Source organism: Mycobacterium kyorinense, assembly GCF_002101735.1.
Taxonomy (GTDB): Bacteria; Actinomycetota; Actinomycetes; order Mycobacteriales; family Mycobacteriaceae; genus Mycobacterium; species Mycobacterium kyorinense.
In genome coordinates this window covers 1-15,905 of the sequence record NZ_LQPE01000007.1, presented here as the reverse complement: position 1 = coordinate 15,905, position 15,905 = coordinate 1, and the positions used below count along the sequence as shown (strand labels likewise).

General features: G+C 66.0%; 13 protein-coding genes and 1 pseudogene. 3 read left to right on the top strand and 11 right to left on the bottom strand.

Annotated features, from left to right (window positions below; translation table 11 throughout):
• Window positions 1-44: 44 nt before the first annotated feature.
• Both secA2 and AWC14_RS01230 read right to left on the bottom strand, forming a co-directional pair.
• Window positions 45-2,369 carry an accessory Sec system translocase SecA2 gene (gene secA2 / locus AWC14_RS01235; RefSeq protein ID WP_045383166.1) on the bottom strand — a complete coding sequence of 775 codons (2,325 nt, stop codon included), beginning with the start codon at window positions 2,367-2,369 and terminating at the stop codon, window positions 45-47.
• A 109-nt stretch (window positions 2,370-2,478) separates the two neighbouring features.
• Window positions 2,479-4,119: an acetolactate synthase gene (locus AWC14_RS01230; RefSeq protein WP_045383169.1), complete on the bottom strand. Its 1,641-nt coding sequence runs from the start codon at window positions 4,117-4,119 to the stop codon at window positions 2,479-2,481.
• Between the two features lie 154 nt (window positions 4,120-4,273).
• Between AWC14_RS01230 and AWC14_RS01225 the strand changes: the two genes are divergently transcribed.
• Window positions 4,274-6,187: an ABC transporter ATP-binding protein/permease gene (locus AWC14_RS01225; protein WP_045383170.1), complete on the top strand. Its 1,914-nt coding sequence runs from the start codon at window positions 4,274-4,276 to the stop codon at window positions 6,185-6,187.
• A gap of 80 nt (window positions 6,188-6,267) precedes the next feature.
• Here the strand turns inward: AWC14_RS01225 and AWC14_RS01220 are convergent, their stop codons facing one another.
• From AWC14_RS01220 to AWC14_RS01185, 8 genes are all read right to left on the bottom strand, one after another.
• Window positions 6,268-7,722 (bottom strand): FAD-binding protein, encoded by a 1,455-nt coding sequence (locus AWC14_RS01220; protein ID WP_142281500.1) that lies wholly within the window; start codon window positions 7,720-7,722, stop codon window positions 6,268-6,270.
• A complete protein-coding gene (locus AWC14_RS01215; protein ID WP_045383192.1) occupies window positions 7,719-8,219 on the bottom strand; it encodes a VOC family protein in 501 nt (166 codons plus the stop codon). Before AWC14_RS01215 ends, AWC14_RS01220 begins: the two co-directional genes overlap by 4 nt.
• Before the next feature lie 107 nt (window positions 8,220-8,326).
• Entirely contained in the window at window positions 8,327-8,992 is a 666-nt protein-coding gene (locus AWC14_RS01210; protein ID WP_045383172.1) for a TetR/AcrR family transcriptional regulator, read from the bottom strand.
• A gap of 64 nt (window positions 8,993-9,056) precedes the next feature.
• Window positions 9,057-9,713, bottom strand: a complete 657-nt coding sequence (locus tag AWC14_RS01205; protein WP_045383174.1) for an Rv1815 family serine proteinase — start codon at window positions 9,711-9,713, stop codon at window positions 9,057-9,059.
• A 139-nt stretch (window positions 9,714-9,852) separates the two neighbouring features.
• On the bottom strand, window positions 9,853-10,446 hold the full coding sequence (locus AWC14_RS01200) for a LysM peptidoglycan-binding domain-containing protein (protein WP_045383176.1): 594 nt from the start codon (window positions 10,444-10,446) through the stop codon (window positions 9,853-9,855).
• Window positions 10,447-10,590: 144 nt separating this feature from the next.
• Window positions 10,591-11,439 (bottom strand): sterol desaturase family protein, encoded by an 849-nt coding sequence (locus tag AWC14_RS01195; protein WP_142281504.1) that lies wholly within the window; start codon window positions 11,437-11,439, stop codon window positions 10,591-10,593.
• Window positions 11,440-11,503: 64 nt separating this feature from the next.
• Entirely contained in the window at window positions 11,504-12,232 is a 729-nt protein-coding gene (locus AWC14_RS01190) for an MgtC/SapB family protein (RefSeq protein ID WP_045383180.1), read from the bottom strand.
• A 221-nt stretch (window positions 12,233-12,453) separates the two neighbouring features.
• Window positions 12,454-12,936 carry a MarR family transcriptional regulator gene (locus AWC14_RS01185; protein ID WP_045383182.1) on the bottom strand — a complete coding sequence of 161 codons (483 nt, stop codon included), beginning with the start codon at window positions 12,934-12,936 and terminating at the stop codon, window positions 12,454-12,456.
• Window positions 12,937-13,155: 219 nt separating this feature from the next.
• On the opposite strand from AWC14_RS01185, the gene AWC14_RS01180 reads away from it, so the two are divergent.
• Together AWC14_RS01180 and AWC14_RS01175 are read left to right on the top strand one after the other, a co-directional pair.
• Complete coding sequence (locus tag AWC14_RS01180; protein ID WP_045383184.1) at window positions 13,156-13,986, top strand: class I SAM-dependent methyltransferase; 831 nt, start codon at window positions 13,156-13,158, stop codon at window positions 13,984-13,986.
• Between the two features lie 363 nt (window positions 13,987-14,349).
• On the top strand, window positions 14,350-15,753 hold the full coding sequence (locus AWC14_RS01175) for a nitrate/nitrite transporter (RefSeq protein ID WP_045383187.1): 1,404 nt from the start codon (window positions 14,350-14,352) through the stop codon (window positions 15,751-15,753).
• Window positions 15,754-15,779: 26 nt separating this feature from the next.
• Here AWC14_RS01175 and AWC14_RS29340 read toward each other — a convergent pair.
• Window positions 15,780-15,905: pseudogene (locus tag AWC14_RS29340) on the bottom strand (thioredoxin family protein); the annotation flags it as partial.

The window sequence follows — 15,905 nt, the reverse complement described above, 5'->3', positions numbered from 1 at the left end:
GCGGCGACCCTGTGCGCCCGGCTCCGCCGCGCTTGCGATCGCCGCTAGCGGAACACCCCGGGCAGGCTCAGCGCCGAAAGCGTGTCGTCGGCCAGCGGGTTGTCATGCACCATGTAGGTCCACGTCGACGTGGGCCGCGCCAGCTTGGACAGGTCCACGCCGGGCTCCTCCTCGACCGCCGGTGAGGTCTCGAAAGTCTGCTGGGCGGCCTCGATCGCGTCGGCGGCCAGCGACGCGAACGCGTCGACCGCCATCCGGTGAAACTCGTCCAGTGGGTTCTGCCGGCCCAGCGCCCGCAGGTGGATGCTCTCCCGGATGTCGGCCAGATAGGCCAGATGGTCGGCCCAGCCGCGGTCGAGGTGATAGAGCATGATCAGCCGGCAGATCTTCTCCAGCTGTTCTTCGGACAGCGTTTTCGACAGCTCTTCGTAGCGTTTGGGCGCCAGCTCGGCGAGCTCTTCACGCGCAGTTGCCGTGGACAGCAACGTGTTTCGCCGCTCGACGATGATGGCGCGCTGCTGGGCGATCAGCTGGTTGTAGCGCCAGGTGTTGGCGTGCACGTCGAGCATCCGGCCCTCGGCGACGCGCTGCGCGTGGTCCAGCAGCCCGGCCGCCTTGGGGCTGGTGATGCGGCCGTCCTCATCGGTTTGCGTCGGCAGCTTGCTCGACTCGAGGTTGGCGACGACAACGTCGTCCTCCCAGCTGGAGAAGAACACCGTCGAGCCTGGGTCGCCCTGGCGCCCGGCGCGGCCACGCAGCTGGTTGTCCAGCCGTTCGGTGTTGTGCCGCCCGGTGCCGATCACATGCAGCCCGCCCAATTCGGCGACCTTGTCGTGATCGGCCTCGTCGGAACCGCCCAGCCGGATGTCGGTGCCGCGCCCGGCCATCTGGGTCGACACCGTCACCGCGCCGAGCTTGCCGGCCTCGGCGATGATGCGGGCTTCCTCGGCGTCGTTTTTCGCGTTGAGCACCACCGCCGGGACGCCGCGGCGCAGCAGCCGCTCGTGTAACTCCTCGGATTCGGCGACGTCACGGGTGCCGACCAGCACGGGCTGGCCGGTCTCGTGCACCTCGATGATGTGCGCGACGACCGCGTCGTTCTTGGCTGCCGCGGTGATGTACACCCGGTCGGCCTCGTCCTCGCGGATGTTGGGGGTGTTCGGCGGGATCGGCGAGACACCGAGCTTGTAGAACTGGCGCAGCTGTTCCCCGGCCGCCAGCGCGGTGCCGGTCATGCCGCACACCGTCTCGTACCGGTTGATCAGGGCCTGCACGGTGATGGTGTCGAGCACCTCGCCGGTCTCGGTGGTCTCGATACCCTCCTTGGCCTCGACCGCGGCCTGCAGACCGTCCGGCCAGCGCTGCAGCTGGGCGATACGCCCGCGGGACGCGTTGATCAGGTGGACGGCGTCGTCGCGCACGATGTAGTGCACATCGCGCTGCAGCAGCACGTGCGCGTGCAGCGCCACGTTGACCTCGGTGAGCGTGGTGCCGACGTGCTCTTCGGAGTACAGGTCGATGCCGCCGAGCTTGGCCTCGACGTAGCGGGCGCCGTCCTCGGTCAGGTGCACGTTGCGGCCCTCGGCGTCGGTCTCGTAGTGCTTGCCCGGGTGCAGCTCGCCGACCAGCCGGATGATCTCCAGCCGCGGCGTCTCCCGGTGAGTGGTGCCGGCCAGCACCAGCGGCACCAGCGCCTCGTCGACCAGCACCGAGTCGGCCTCGTCGATCAGCGCCACGTCCGGGTTCGGCGAGACGAGGTCCTCGACGTCGGTGACCAGCTGGTCGCGCAGCACGTCGAAGCCGATCTCGTTGACCGAGGCGTAGGTGACGTCGCACTTGTAGGCTTTGCGACGCTCGTCGGCGGCCGATTCCGCGGTGATCCAGCCGACCGTCAAACCCAGTGCCTCAATCAGGGGGCCCATCCACTCGGCGTCGCGGCGGGCCAAGTAGTCGTTGATGGTGACGACGTGCACGTGCCGGCCGGCCAGCGCGTACCCGGCGGCCGCAATCGCCCCGGACAGCGTTTTCCCTTCGCCGGTGGCCATTTCGATCACGTCGCCGGCCAGCATGCGCAGCGCGCCGAGCAGCTGCACGTCGAACGGCCGCAGCCCGGTGGCCCGTTCGGCCGCTTCGCGGGCGATGGCGAGGAACTGCGGGATGTCCTTGGATTCGGAGAGGTCGTCCAGCTTGAGCAGGCCGGCGGCCTTGCGCAGCTGCTCGTCGTCGAGGGCGGCGGCCTTCTCGTCGTACTCGGCCGACGCTTTGACCTCGGCGAGCGAACGGGTTTGGTTCTTCTCCGTGCTGGCGCCGAGCAGTTGCCAGAATTTGCTGCTCAGCCGACCGGTGTTAGCGCTGGTGGTCTTCGGCACAGCACAACGGTACGCGGTGTCCCCCACCTGCCGCGAGCGTGCGTGTCGCCGGTCGACACGCCGGGCGAATCGCCGGGTTTGCGCTCACGTTCGCGGCGAAGGGCGGCGCTCAAGCCAAGTTGGAGCGCCGGGGGTAGGCCACGGCCGGGTCGGTCAGCACGTTGACGACGGCGGGCAGCCCGCTGCCGAACGCCCGCTCAAGCGCGGGCCGAAGCTCGGCAGGCGCGGAAACCAGCTCGCCGTGGCCGCCCAGCGCGCGCACCACCTCGTCGTAGCGGGTGCCGGGCCGCAGCTCGGCCACCACCGAATAGCCGTACAGCGCCTCCATCGGGTGCTTTTCCAGCGCCCAGATGCCGTTGTTGCCGATCACCGAGACCACCTGCACGCCATGCCGGACCAGCGTGTCCCACTCCATGCCGGAAAACCCGAACGCGCCGTCGCCCTGCAGGAGCACGACTTGCCGGTCCGGCCGGGCCAGCTTGGCAGCCAGCGCGTATCCGGGCCCGGAGCCCAGGCAGCCGAACGGGCCGCTGTCCAGCCAGGCGCCGGGGACGTAGCTGTCGATCACCCGGCCGGCGTAGGAGCCGAAGTCGCCGGCGTCGACGACGACGATCGCGTCGCGGTCCAGCAGCGGCGCCAGCTCGGCATACACCCGCATCGGGTGCAGCGGCGCCCGGTCGTCGGCCAGCTCGGCCTTTTCGGTGTCGCGCGCCGCCGTCTCAGCCGACCACAAATCCGCGACCCAGTCGTCGTGATGCGGCTGCGCCGTGTCGCTCAACGCCGACAGGATCGCCGACAGGTCGCCGTACAGCCCCGCCGCGATCGGCCGCGGATGGCCGCGCTCCGGCTCGACGCGGTCCGCCACGATGAGCTGGGTGTCCGACCCGAAGACCCCGCCGAACCCCAGCCGGAAATCCATCGGAACCCCGAGTACCACCGCAACGTCGGCCTCCCGCAACGCTTTTGAGCGGGCCCTCGAAAACGCCATCGGGTGATCGGCGGGCACCGTGCCGCGCGCCATCCCGTTCATCAGCACCGGTATCCGCCGCTGCTCGGCCAGACTCAGCAGCGCGGCTTCCGCGTGGCCCCACCACACGTTGGTGCCTGCCATGATCACCGGCCGTTGGGCGCCGGCCAGCAGGCTCGCGGCCCGGTCGAGGGCATCGCCGTCGGGCTTAGGCGCCGATGGCAGGTCGGTCAGCGCACCCGGGGCGCCGTCGTCCTCGGCGACCGAAAACACGTGGTCCATCGGGAAATCGACGAATGCCATGCCCGACGGCGCGGTCACCGTGGCGCGCAGCGCCTCGTCGACCAGCCCGCTCACCGCGTCGGCCGACTGCGCGGTGGCCGCGAATCGGGCCAGCGGCGCCACGAACGGCACGTGGTCGATCTCCTGCAGCGATCCCATACCCCACCGCAGCGCCGGCGCGCGGCCGCCGAGCACCAGCAGCGGCGAGGAGTTCTGCTGCGCGGCGGCCATCGCGCTCATGCCGTTGGTGACCCCGGGGCCGGCGGTCAGCGCCACCACGCCGGGCAGCCGCGTCACCTTCGACCAGCCTTCGGCGGCAAAGGTGGCGGTCTGTTCGTGGCGGGTGTCGATCAGCCGGATGCCCTCGCTGCGGCAGCCGTCGTAGATAGAGAACAGGTGGCCTCCGGACAGCGTGAAGACCGTGTCGATGCCGCTGGCTTTCAGTCGGCGCGCGATCAGCTGCCCGGCGTGCAGCGTAGTACTCGGGGCCTCGGTGCTCATCCGGCGAGCGTAGCGGCGATCGCAAACTCGGCGTAGCCGAGTGCAGCGGGTCGCCGCCGTCCGATCCAGCCACCGTTGCGGTAGCTTCGCGGAAAAGTTTCGCCGGGCCCCGTCGAAGGACGTGGGCTGTGAGGACCGAAGAGGTAGGCGCACCGTGGAGTTGTTCAAGCCGTCCATCGATTGGGGCCATGCCCTGGTGGACTCGTTGTCCTGGGTGGCACTGGCGTGGCTGATCACCGCTGCGTGCGTGGTCGCAGTGCTGGCGGTGCTGCGGTTCGTCACGCCGTGGGGCCACCAGTTCTGGCGAATCACCGGCGGCTATTTCACCGGCCGGCACAGCATCTCCGTGTGGCTCATGCTTGGCGTGCTGCTGTTGTCGGTGATCGTGGCGGTGCGCCTCAACGTGTTGTTCAGCTACCAGGCCAACGACCTGAACTCGTCGATACAGACCGCCGTGCAGGGCATGGCCACTGGCGACAATGCCGTGAAACGCTCTGGGATGCATGGCTTTTGGATGTCGATCCTGATCTTCAGCCTGATGGCGGTGTTGCACGTGATCCGGGTCATGCTCGACATCTACCTGACTCAGCGGTTCATCGTGGCGTGGCGGGTGTGGCTGACCGACCGGCTCACCGGCGACTGGCTGGGCGGGCGGTCCTACTACCGCGGCCGCTTCATCGACTCCACCATCGACAACCCGGACCAGCGCATCCAGCAAGACATCGACGTGTTCACCGCCGGGGTTGGTGCCACGCCGAACGTGCCGTCCAACGGAACTGCCACCACTTTGCTGTTCGGCGCAGTCCAGTCGGTGCTGTCGGTGATCTCGTTCACGGCCATCCTGTGGAACCTGTCCGGAACGCTGACGGTGTTCGGCGTCAGCATGCCCCGGGCGATGTTCTGGATCGTCATCCTCTACGTCTTGGTGGTGACGGTCATCGCGTTCTGGATCGGCCGGCCGCTGATCTGGCTCAGTTTCCGCAACGAGCTCACCAACGCCGCCTTCCGCTACGCGCTGGTGCGGGTGCGCGACGCCGCCGAGGCCGTGGGCTTCTACCGCGGCGAGCGGGCCGAACGGGTGCAGCTCTCCGAGCGGTTCCGGCCGATCATCGACAACTACCTGCGATTCGTGAACCGGACCATCGGGTTCTCCGGCTGGAACCTGTCGGTGAGCCAGGCGATCGTGCCGCTGCCGTGGGTACTGCAAGCCCCGCGGCTGTTCTCCGGGCAGATCAAGTTCGGCGACGTCACCCAGACCGCGACCGCGTTCGGCAGCATTCACGACGGCCTGTCGTTCTTCCGCAACGCCTATGACCAGTTCGCCAGCTACCGCGCCGCGATCATCCGGTTGCACGGGCTGGTCGAGGCCGACGAGAAGGCCCGCCAGCTGCCCGAGATCTTCACCACCGCAAGCGCCGACGGCGACGTCGACATCGAAGGTGTCGAGGTGCGCACCCCGGATGGGGACCAGCTGATCGAGTCTCTCGACGTGCACCTGTCGGTGGGCGACGCGTTGGTGATCACCGGGCCGTCGGGCAGCGGCAAGACCACGCTGTTGCGCAGTCTCGCCGAGCTGTGGCCGTACGCGTCGGGCACGTTGCGGCGCCCGGCTGCCGAGAACGAGACGATGTTTTTGTCGCAGTTGCCCTATGTGCCGCTGGGTGATTTGCGTGCCGTCGTGTCCTACCCGGCGTCGTCCGGCGAGATTCCCGACAGCCAGCTGCGCGAGATTTTGGTCAAAGTCGTTCTGCCGCATCTGGTCAACCGCCTCGACGAGGAGCAGGACTGGGTGAAGGTGCTCTCTCCCGGCGAGCAGCAGCGTGTCGCGTTCGCCCGGGTGTTGTTGACCAAACCCAAGGCGGTGTTCCTCGACGAGGCGACCTCGGCGATGGACGAGGGCCTCGAGTTGGCGATGTACCAGTTGCTGCGCAACGAATTACCCGACACGATCGTGGTCAGCGTCAGCCACCGCAGCACGGTCGAGCCGCATCACGACCATCGTCTGCAGCTGCTCGGCGAAGGCCGCTGGCGGCTCAGCCGGGTCGAGGAAGAGCCGGCTCGGGTGTAGTCCCCATCTGCCGCGAGCGTGCGTGTTCCCGGCAATCGTCCGTATTTGAACCTGGGACACGCACGCTCGCGCCGAGGGCGCTACCTCGCCGCGGCGTGGGCGCCGGCGCGGCGGCCGAAGAACGAGCCTTCGCCCAATTGTGTGCCGCTGGCGTATCCTTTGCCGTCCTGCGCGATGTTGGACGCGCACGCCCCGACCGCGTACAGCCCGGGTACGACGCTGCCGTCCTCGCGCAGCACCTGGCCGTCCACCGATGTCGCGAGCCCGCCGATAGTGAACCCCGCGTACATGGCTTTGCCCAGCGACAGATCGAACGCCCCCCACGGTCCTTTGTCTTGCGGCGCAAGGAATTCCGGTTGCTTGTGGAAGTCGGGATCCTCGCCGCGGGCCGCGAACTCGTTGTAGCGATCCAGCGTCGCCGCCAGGTTACCAGACGGAATGCCAAGCGCTGCTTCCATTTCCGGTACCGTCTCCCAGCCGTCGATCAACGGCACCAGCGGCACCTGGGGCCGATCCAGGTGGGCCTCGTCGACGATCAGGAACGCCGCGCTGTCGGGCTGGTCCATCACGAAACCCGAAGTGCGCGAATGATAAGAATCCTCGGCGACGAACCGCTTGCCCAGCTTGTTGACGATGATCCCGGTCAACAGGATCGACGGCGGGTAGGCCGGCGCGGTGATGAAGATCTGATCCATGTGCTGGGTGGCGCCGCCGGCCGATACCCCCAACCGGATACCGAGCCCGTCATCGTAGGTATTGCCCAGCACGAACGGCTTTTCGGCCAACTTGGGCGTGTAGGCCGCCACCATATCCGGGTTCATCACGAACCCGCCCGCGGCGATGATCACGGACTTGGCCCGCACTGCACCGGTTTCGGCGAACTGCTTCCACGTCACGCCGGTCACCGCGCCCGCCTTGTCCACCACCAACGCCGTCGCACCGGTTTGGTAGCGGATCTGCACACCGAGGTTTTCGGCGCGCTTGAGCAGCAGGTCGATCACCAGCTTGGCCCCTTCGGTGTCGCCGGGCACCGGCACCTTGTGACCGCGCGGCGCGGGCACCGCCTGGTCCTTGAACGGCCAAACCTTCTCGTTGCCGGTGTACATCAGCCCCTCGGTGTTGGGCTGGATCACCGCCTTCTCGGGGTAATAGCTTCGCTCGAACTGAAAACCCAAGTCCTCCAACCAGTTGAAGTGCTCGACGCTGCCGTCGCAGTAGGTGCGGATCTTCTCGTGGTCGGGCTGGCGCGACACCGCGACCAGATACTTGTACATCTCCTCGGGAGAGTCGGGGTGACCTGTCGCCTGTTGGACCGCGGTTCCGCCGCCCAGATAAAAGTGCCCGCCGGCCATCGCCGTGGTGCCGCCCGCCGCGGCGGCCCGCTCCAGCACCAACACCCGGGCGCCGGCGGCGGCCGCACTGACCGCCGCGCAGCCGCCGGCGATGCCGAAGCCGATCACCACCACGTCGACGTCATCCGACCACGACGACACCTCGTCCGCGCTGACCGTTGCCGGGATCTCGGTACCGCTCACTGCTGCTCCTGTTTGATGTAGTCGAAAAACTGCCGGATCTCCGGACTGGTGTGAGCGATCTCGATGAACGGCACACCGGCGTGCCGGGCAGACACGTAGGCGAAGCGCATATCGCCCGGCATCACACCCTGCTGCGCCACAGTCGCGCCGTGCTCGGTTGCCGCGGCCACCATCGCGGCAAAGTGCTCAGCGTTGTCCGCCTCGAAGCAGACGTGGTGCAGACCGGGCCCGCTGTCCCGCAGAAAGTCACTATAGATGTTAGGGCCGCGGACGGGCTGGATCAGCTCCAACTGCATGTCGCCGAGATAGCTAAGAGAGATGCTGGCGACGAAGTCGGCGGGCTTCCCGTAGTAGCTGCAAGAGTCGGGCGCAAAGTGCACGTCGGGCATCCGAACCCACTTCTTGACGCCTAACAGGCCGGTGAGAGCCGTTTCGGTGGCGTCCAGGTCATGCGTCACCCAGGCGATCTGCACCGGCGACTCGGCGGAAAGGCTCATCGCCTCGCAGAATAGCCCAGTGCCGCCCCCGGCAGAAAGATGTTGCCACGGGCGGGCGCCCACGGCCCTGTCCAGGCACACTGAACACGTTCTAATTCAGATCCGCATCAATGCTGGGTGAGCATCCCGACCAGCAGTCGCACCTGCGCGTCGAACACCGCCCGCGGGTCGGTCAGCCTCGTCGCGCCGTACTGTCCGAACACCTCGAGGCTGATGGCGCCCACCACACCGGCCCAGATCACCAGACACTTGGCGACGACGGAATCGTCGCCGGGAAAACCGAACTGGTGGCGCAGCCTTTCGAAGTCAGTCGACATCGGCTGCGGCGCAAGGTTATTCGTCAACACGATGTCGCCGGTGGTGATTCCGGCCGCGACCGCGTCGAGCAACGCGCCGACCACCCGGCTGCTCGGTGCGCTGTCCTCGGCCGGCGCGGGGCTGCCGTACAGCAGCGCCCAGCCGGCGGGATGGGCGATGGCCCAGCTGCGGGCCGCATGCGCAATCGCGATGACGTCGTCGCTCCACAGCTCGGGCATCGCCTCGCGGGCCCGGTCCACGGCGTCGGCGAGATCGGACCGTGCGTCGGCCAGCAGCATCGCCAGCAACTGGTCGCGGCTCGAGACGTATCGGTACACCGCCGAGGACACCATGCCCAGCTCGCGGGCGATCGCACGCAGCGACAACCCGGCCGCACCCCGGTCCACCAGGTGGCGACGGCCGAGCTCGATGATCTGCGTCTCGATCCGCTCCCGCGACTCGCGCCGTGTGCTCATCGGGCCAAGTCTGACACGGAAGAGATCAGTGCTCTTGTGTTCTCGGCAACCCGGTACCAGACCCTTACGCGGCGCCCCCGACGTCCTCCAGCACCTGCTGCGAGGTCACCCGCCAGGACACCGCCGCGGGCAGGTCACCCCAGGTGCTGTTGAATATTCCGACGATCCGGGCCGGGCCGGGCCCGTTGATGTAGACGGGTCCGCCCGAATCGCCCCTCTCGGTCACCACGCCGTTGCCCATGGTGAACCAGCCGTTGTTGACGCTCTCGACCGTTCCGCAGCTTTCGCCGGTGACGACGCCGAAATGGCAGACCGGGTCGCCGGGCTTGACCGTCAGACCCGGATCGGATTGCAAGGGCCGCCCGCCGGGCAGCACATTGTTCGCCGTGACGTCGCCGGCCAGCACGATCGACTCGTAATCGGTGATTTGCTGGTCGGTGGCCACCGTCGAGCCGTTCGGGGTGTTGTCCCGAAACGTCGCGAGGTTACCGATGACGTGGTTGTCCTTGTCGGTCACCACCGGACCGTCACCGCGGCAATGTCCGGCGGTGAATGCGATGTGGTACGCCGCGTCGACATAGCCCATCGTGCACAGATGATTGCCCTGGTGGATCTCCATGCCCGGGAACACCGGCACCGGCTCGGCTCTGGCCACTGTCGGCGGCAATCCGGCCGCCAGCAAAGCGGCGGTGAGTATCGCGGCAAACGCATGGCGGCGCACCGTCGACTCCGATCCGTCGGGGCCGGCATGGTGCCGGCCGGCTGGTGAGGTTATCGACGCAACGCTGTCAAACGTTAGCGACGGGCGGCGCGGCGGCCCATCCGGTCGGGAAAACCGCCGCGCCCGCCGTCGGCTGCGGTCAGGGAATGGTCAGCACCTGTCCGGGCTGGATCAGGTCGGGGTTGGAGATCCCGCTGGCGTCGGCGATCGCCTGGTATTTGCTCCCGTCGCCGTAGAATCGCTCGGCGATGGCCCACAGCGTGTCGCCGGATTCGACGGTGTAGGTCCGCGCGGCCGGCTCGGGCTCCGGGGCGGGCTCGGGTTCCGGCGCCGGGGCGGGTGTGGGTTCTTCGGCGGCGGGTGTCACCTGGGCTGCTTCGGGTTCCGGTGGCGGCGGCGCGTCGGTCTCGGTCTTGGTCGACCAGGCCGCTTGGTCGCCGGAGTACAGCACCAGGTTGCGGTCGTCCTGCAGAACGAGCTTGACGTTCTTCTTGCCCTTGGTGTTGCTGGCCCACACCGGCTTGTCGGCGGTGTACACAACGAAGTTGCCATCGCGCTGCACCTCGGCGCGCACCACGTCCTGGCCGTTGGTACCGGTCGACCAGATCGCCTTGCCGCGCGACGCCAGCACCAGGTTGCCGTCGTCCTGCAAGGTCAGCGTGTAGGCACCGTTGTTCGAAGTGAGCGATTCTCCCTTAACGAGCTTTTGTCCTTCGGTGAGCGTGTCTCCCACGGCATTCCCTTCTCGTCGTCGCGGTCCGGCCGAGGTTCGACCGGGCCTCGTCGCGTGTGCACGACGTGCCAGAGCTTACTGATCTTGCTTTTGCTACGGGCGGTTTCGGCTCGCCGCAATCGGAACCATTCGTCTAACGCCGGGTTAACGCGCCGGCTGCCAACCCGGTGGGCCGAACACATAGCCCAGCCGATCACGCAGCCCGGTCGCTGCCCGGAAATCGCGGGCTATCGCCAAATATTCGTGGGTTTGCAGTTTCCAGATGTTGAACGTGTCGACTTGCTTGGTCAGCCCGTAGTGCGGGCGGAACGTCTCCGCCTGGAAGCTGCCGAAGAGCCGGTCCCAGATGATCAGGATCCCGCCGTAGTTCTTGTCCAGGTATTCCGGATCCATTCCGTGATGCACCCGATGGTGCGACGGGGTGTTGAACACGAATTCGAAAGGCCGCCACAACCGGTCGATCCGTTCGGTGTGTACCCAGAACTGGTAGATCAGGTTGACCGAAAAGCTGACGAACACCATCCAGGGCGGAATTCCCAACAGCGGCAACGGAATCCACATCAGGATCTCGCCGCTGTTGTTCCACTTCTGGCGTAGCGCGGTGGCGAAGTTGAAGTATTGGCTGGAATGGTGCGCCTGGTGGGTGGCCCAGATCAGCCGGACCCGGTGGGCGATGCGGTGATAGCAGTAGTAGAGCAGGTCGACCCCGAGGATCGCGATCACCCAGGTGTACCAGCGGGTCGCCGACAAGTGCCAGGGCGCCACATAGGCATAGATGGCGGCATAGCCGAGCAGGGCCACGAACTTCCAGCCGGCGGTCGTGGCCACCGAGACCAGCCCCATCGAGATGCTCGCCCAGGAGTCGCGCGTCAGATAGGCGCCGCAGGCAGGCCTATCGGCCCGCTCGAGCTGTTCGAGTTTGCGCGCCGCGGTCCATTCGAGGATCAGCAGCAACAGGAAAAACGGAATTGCGAACAGCACCGGGTCGCGCATCTGCTCCGGCAGCACCGCCAGGAAATCCGCGATCGCATTCACAGCCCACACTGTATGCCCGCCACTAATTCGATTGCGCCGCAGGCGGCATGGGCTCGCTCTGGTCACCTGCATACCAGTGCACCGCGTAGACCCCCGGCTGCAGTGACAATTCGGCGACAAGCTGCTCGAGGCGGGCCGGCGCGTGGCCGTCGGCCAACAGGTAGGCGGTGAGCGTGATGTTGTCGTCGGCGGCACGCCCGGTGTGAATCCCGCGCAGGGTGAGATCGTTGCTGCTGGTTCGCTGCACGATCTGGGCGCGCGCATACTTCTCCGACTTGCGGCGGCAAACCAGCTGAAGCTGATACGGCTGCTGGTCTTCGTCTTGTTCGACGACGTTGTCGCGGTCGATCAGGTGACCGAGCGGACGTCCGAGCAGGTGGATGCCGACGACGGTGCCGGTGGCGATCAGCGCGAACACCAGGTGCCCGGCGGCGGCCAGTACACCCACTGCCGCCGAACACCACAGTGTCGCAGCGGTATTGAGTCCCTGCACGTTGAATCCGTGGCGCAGGATGACGCCGCCGCCGAGGAAGCCGACGCCGGATACCACGTAGGAGGCGACCCGGGTGGGGCTGGTGTCGTTGGTGGCGACGGCGTAGAGCACGAACAAGGTTGATCCGGTGGCCACCAGTGCATTGGTGCGCAGCCCGGCCATCCGGGCCCGCCACTGGCGTTCGAGCCCGATCAGCGCGCCGCAGCCCACGCCCACGGCCAGCCGCAGCGCGAAATCGGCGATGCTCAGCGTCTGCATTACCCCGCTCTCCTGTCGTGTCGACCGTCCTGCTCTAGTGTGGACGACTTCGACGACGACGGCGCGTTGGCGACGGCGAGAACTCGGCGCGCCCGTTGCCGGTCATGCATGCCAATATGTTCTCCCGGAGCGTCGGCCTGGCGGCCCTGCTTCGGGCAATGTAGCCTTCCGCCGCTGCGGCGTCTGCCTGCCGTCAGTCGGCGAACGATTTGCGAGCCCCTCTACGAGTCAATGTCGAGGTACGCGGCGGGCTCGCCTCCCGCGGCGGTAAACGCCGTGAGTGCACGCACCAGTCCCTGACGTTCGGCCTGCGGCATTTTTTCCACGATCCGGGCGATCTCGGCGCGCCGATGGGCAGTGACCTCTTGCACGACTTTTCGTCCGTGTGTGGTCAGCGTGGCCAGCAGTTCGCGGCGAGAGTTGGGATGCGGTAAGCGGTCGATCAGCCCAGCACCGACGAGTCGATCCACCATCCGCCCGGCGGCTGACGGTTGTACATCCAATAGACCAGCCAGCGTGGCGAGGTTGATCGGACCTCGATTGGACAAGATCACCAGTGTTCGGAATTGGGGAATCGTGATGGTCTCGTCGACCAATGCGATCGAGTGTGCCGAGATTGCCACTAGGAGCCGCGACGCCGTAAGCAAGGCGTCGGTGATCGTATCTAGTGACTCCTCGAGTGCGGTCGCATTTTTGGTGGGCATTGTGGCTCCCTAGTCCGTCCCCGTTTCCCAGCCGCCAGTCGGCTGTCGCATTACACAGATTACTCACAGACTAGCAGGCATCTAGTGTGGTGGACGTAAACTATTTCTTAGCACTACTATAGCCGGGGAGCAGGATCGGGTGCGGTGTGAGAATTCGGTTGCCGCGCCGACGACAACGACGTCGCAGTAGTAGACACCGCTTTCCCCTCAGGAGGCCCAATGAGCATCGACACCACGACAGGCGAAGACCACACACTGGCGAGCGACCACCGGTCGGTATGGGCGCTGGGCGACTACGCGCGCATGGCCGAGGAGGTGATGGCTCCTCTCGGCCCGGTATTAGTCAGTGCCGCGGGCATCGGCCCGGGCACTCGGGTGCTCGATGTCGCCGCCGGATCCGGGAATATCTCGATCCCGGCAGCCGAGGCGGGTGCCACCGTGGTCTCCAGCGACCTCACGCCCGAGCTGCTCCAGCGTTCTCAGAAAAGAGCTGCCGAACAGGGCGTCACGATGGAGTGGCGGGAAGCCAACGCCGAAGCCCTGCCGTTCGCCGATGGCGAGTTCGACGCGGTGATATCCGCGATTGGCGTCATGTTCGCACCGCACCATCAGCTAGCAGCGGATGAGCTGGTCCGGGTCTGTCGACCCGGGGGGACGATCGGTCTGATCAGCTGGACATATGAAGGATTCTTCGGTCAGATGCTGGCCACCATCAGACCCTATCGGCCGGTTATGTTGCCGGGTGTACCGCCGGCGGCACTGTGGGGACGCGAGGACTATATCGCCGGGCTGTTGGGTGACCGAGTTAGCGATATCAGCATGGAACGGGGCACTTTGAGGGTTGACCGGTTCGACAGTGCCGAGGCGGTGCACTCGTACTTCAAGAACCATTACGGTCCGACGATCAACGCCTACCGCAATATCGGCAACAATCCAGTGCTGGCCGCCACGCTCGACGACCAACTCACCGAGCTCGCCCAGCAACATTTGGTGGATGGCGCGATGGAGTGGGAGTACCTGCTCGTCACCGCACGAAAAGCGATGAACTAGCTACCTACATCGGCGGCAGATGGGCATGAACATTGCCCGGTACAAAGAGCCATGTCTTTCGTTCCGGCACAAGCTACTTCGGCCGTGGATCGGGATGCGGCCCTGGCTCGATTTGCGTGTGAGTGATCCGTAAAGCTCCCGAGCAATGTGACAGGCGGAGAGGCAGTAGTGAGCTTTAACGCACAAGCAACTGAAACCAGCACGGCGCGAAGGTATTCCGATCCGTGACCGCATTGCTGTTGTTCGCGATGCAGTGTGCAACTGACTGCCGATCACACTGCCTGCTATCCGGATATGGAGGTGCGTCTCATCGTCGGCAGCACCTACTCGTTAAGAACACCACGCAGGAAGGGCGAAGAGTAAATGGTCCGCTCGCATCGCATCCCATACTGGGATTCTGAAGACTCGGTGACCTGGGAGGCCGGCAATAAAGCGATCGCCCGCCGAAACCTGCTCTGGATCGTCGCATGCGACCACATCGCGTTCGGGGTCTGGACCTTATGGCCGGTCATGGTGTTGTTCATGCCGCAGAAAGTGTACGAGTTTTCAGCGGCCGACAAGTTCCTTCTCGGTGCCACCGCGACACTGGTCGCGGCCTGTCTGCGCATCCCATATTCGTTGGGTATCGCGCACTTCGGTGGTCGTAACTGGACCGTCTTTTCGATTGTGATACTGCTGATTCCCACTGTCGGCACGATAGTGTTATTGGCTCACCCGGGGCTGCCACTGTGGCCATACCTTCTGTGCGCGGCACTGACCGGGTGCGGCGGCGCCAACTATGCCGCATCGATGACGAACACGAATTCCTTTTACCCGCACCGGCTCAAGGGCTCCGCACTCGGATTCAACGCCGGAGCAGGCAATCTCGGCGTGCCGGTGATCCAACTCGTGGGCCTGATAGTGATTGCGATCGCCGGCCACCGCCAACCATATTGGGTATGCGGGCTCTACCTCGTGCTGCTGACGGTTGTCGCGTTCGGGGCGGCGCATTTCATGGACAACCTGGAGCACCCCACCGAGGTGAGCCACTTACGCTCGATCCTCTCCGAGCGGGACACGTGGCTTCTCGCGCTGCTTTACCTAGGCACCTTCGGCTCATGGATCGGGTTCTCGTTTGCCTTCGGTCTAGTGTTACAGGTGAACTTTGCCGCTGGTGGGCAAACCCACGCCCAGGCGGCGCTGCATGCCGCCGAGTTTGCTTTCATCGGGCCGGCACTGGGGTCGCTGGCCCGAATCTATGGCGGCAGACTCGCCGACCGTATTGGCGGGAGCCGCGTTGCCCTCGCGGTCTTCGTCGCCATGGGGCTGGCCACCAGCCTCCTAGTCGCCATCAGCACCATCGATGATCACAACCCCGGTCCGACGACTGCGCCCACAATGGTCGGCTATATCGGCGGCTTCATGGCCTTGTTCGTGCTGTCCGGGTTCGGCAATGGGGCGGTGTACAAGATGATCCCCTCGGTCTTCGAGGCACGCAGCCACCTGCTTACCGCCAGTGAAGCCGAACGCCGCCACTGGTCGGAAGCCACTTCGGGAGCGGTGATCGGATTCGTCGCGGCGTTCGGCGCACTTGGCGGCGTGGCAATCAACATGGCACTGCGCCAGTCGTACCTCACCACGGGCACAGACACGCCCGCGTACTGGATTTTCCTCGCCTTCTACGTCGCGGCAGCCTTCCTGACCTGGGCGAGATACGTGCGCCGGCCGGCCTCAACTCGTTCCGAACAGCAGAATGCGGCTGCACAGAAAGCGGTGTCGCGACCGTGAGCCGACCCCATAATCGAACACCTATCTTCGGCGGCTAGACACAGCGGCGTCACCATCCGGCACGGTCCGCACCATGTGGCCCAAAAGTCAACCAGCACAGGCGTATTGCTGGACAACACCTCGGTTGCGAAAGTCGCGTCAGAGACTTCCAC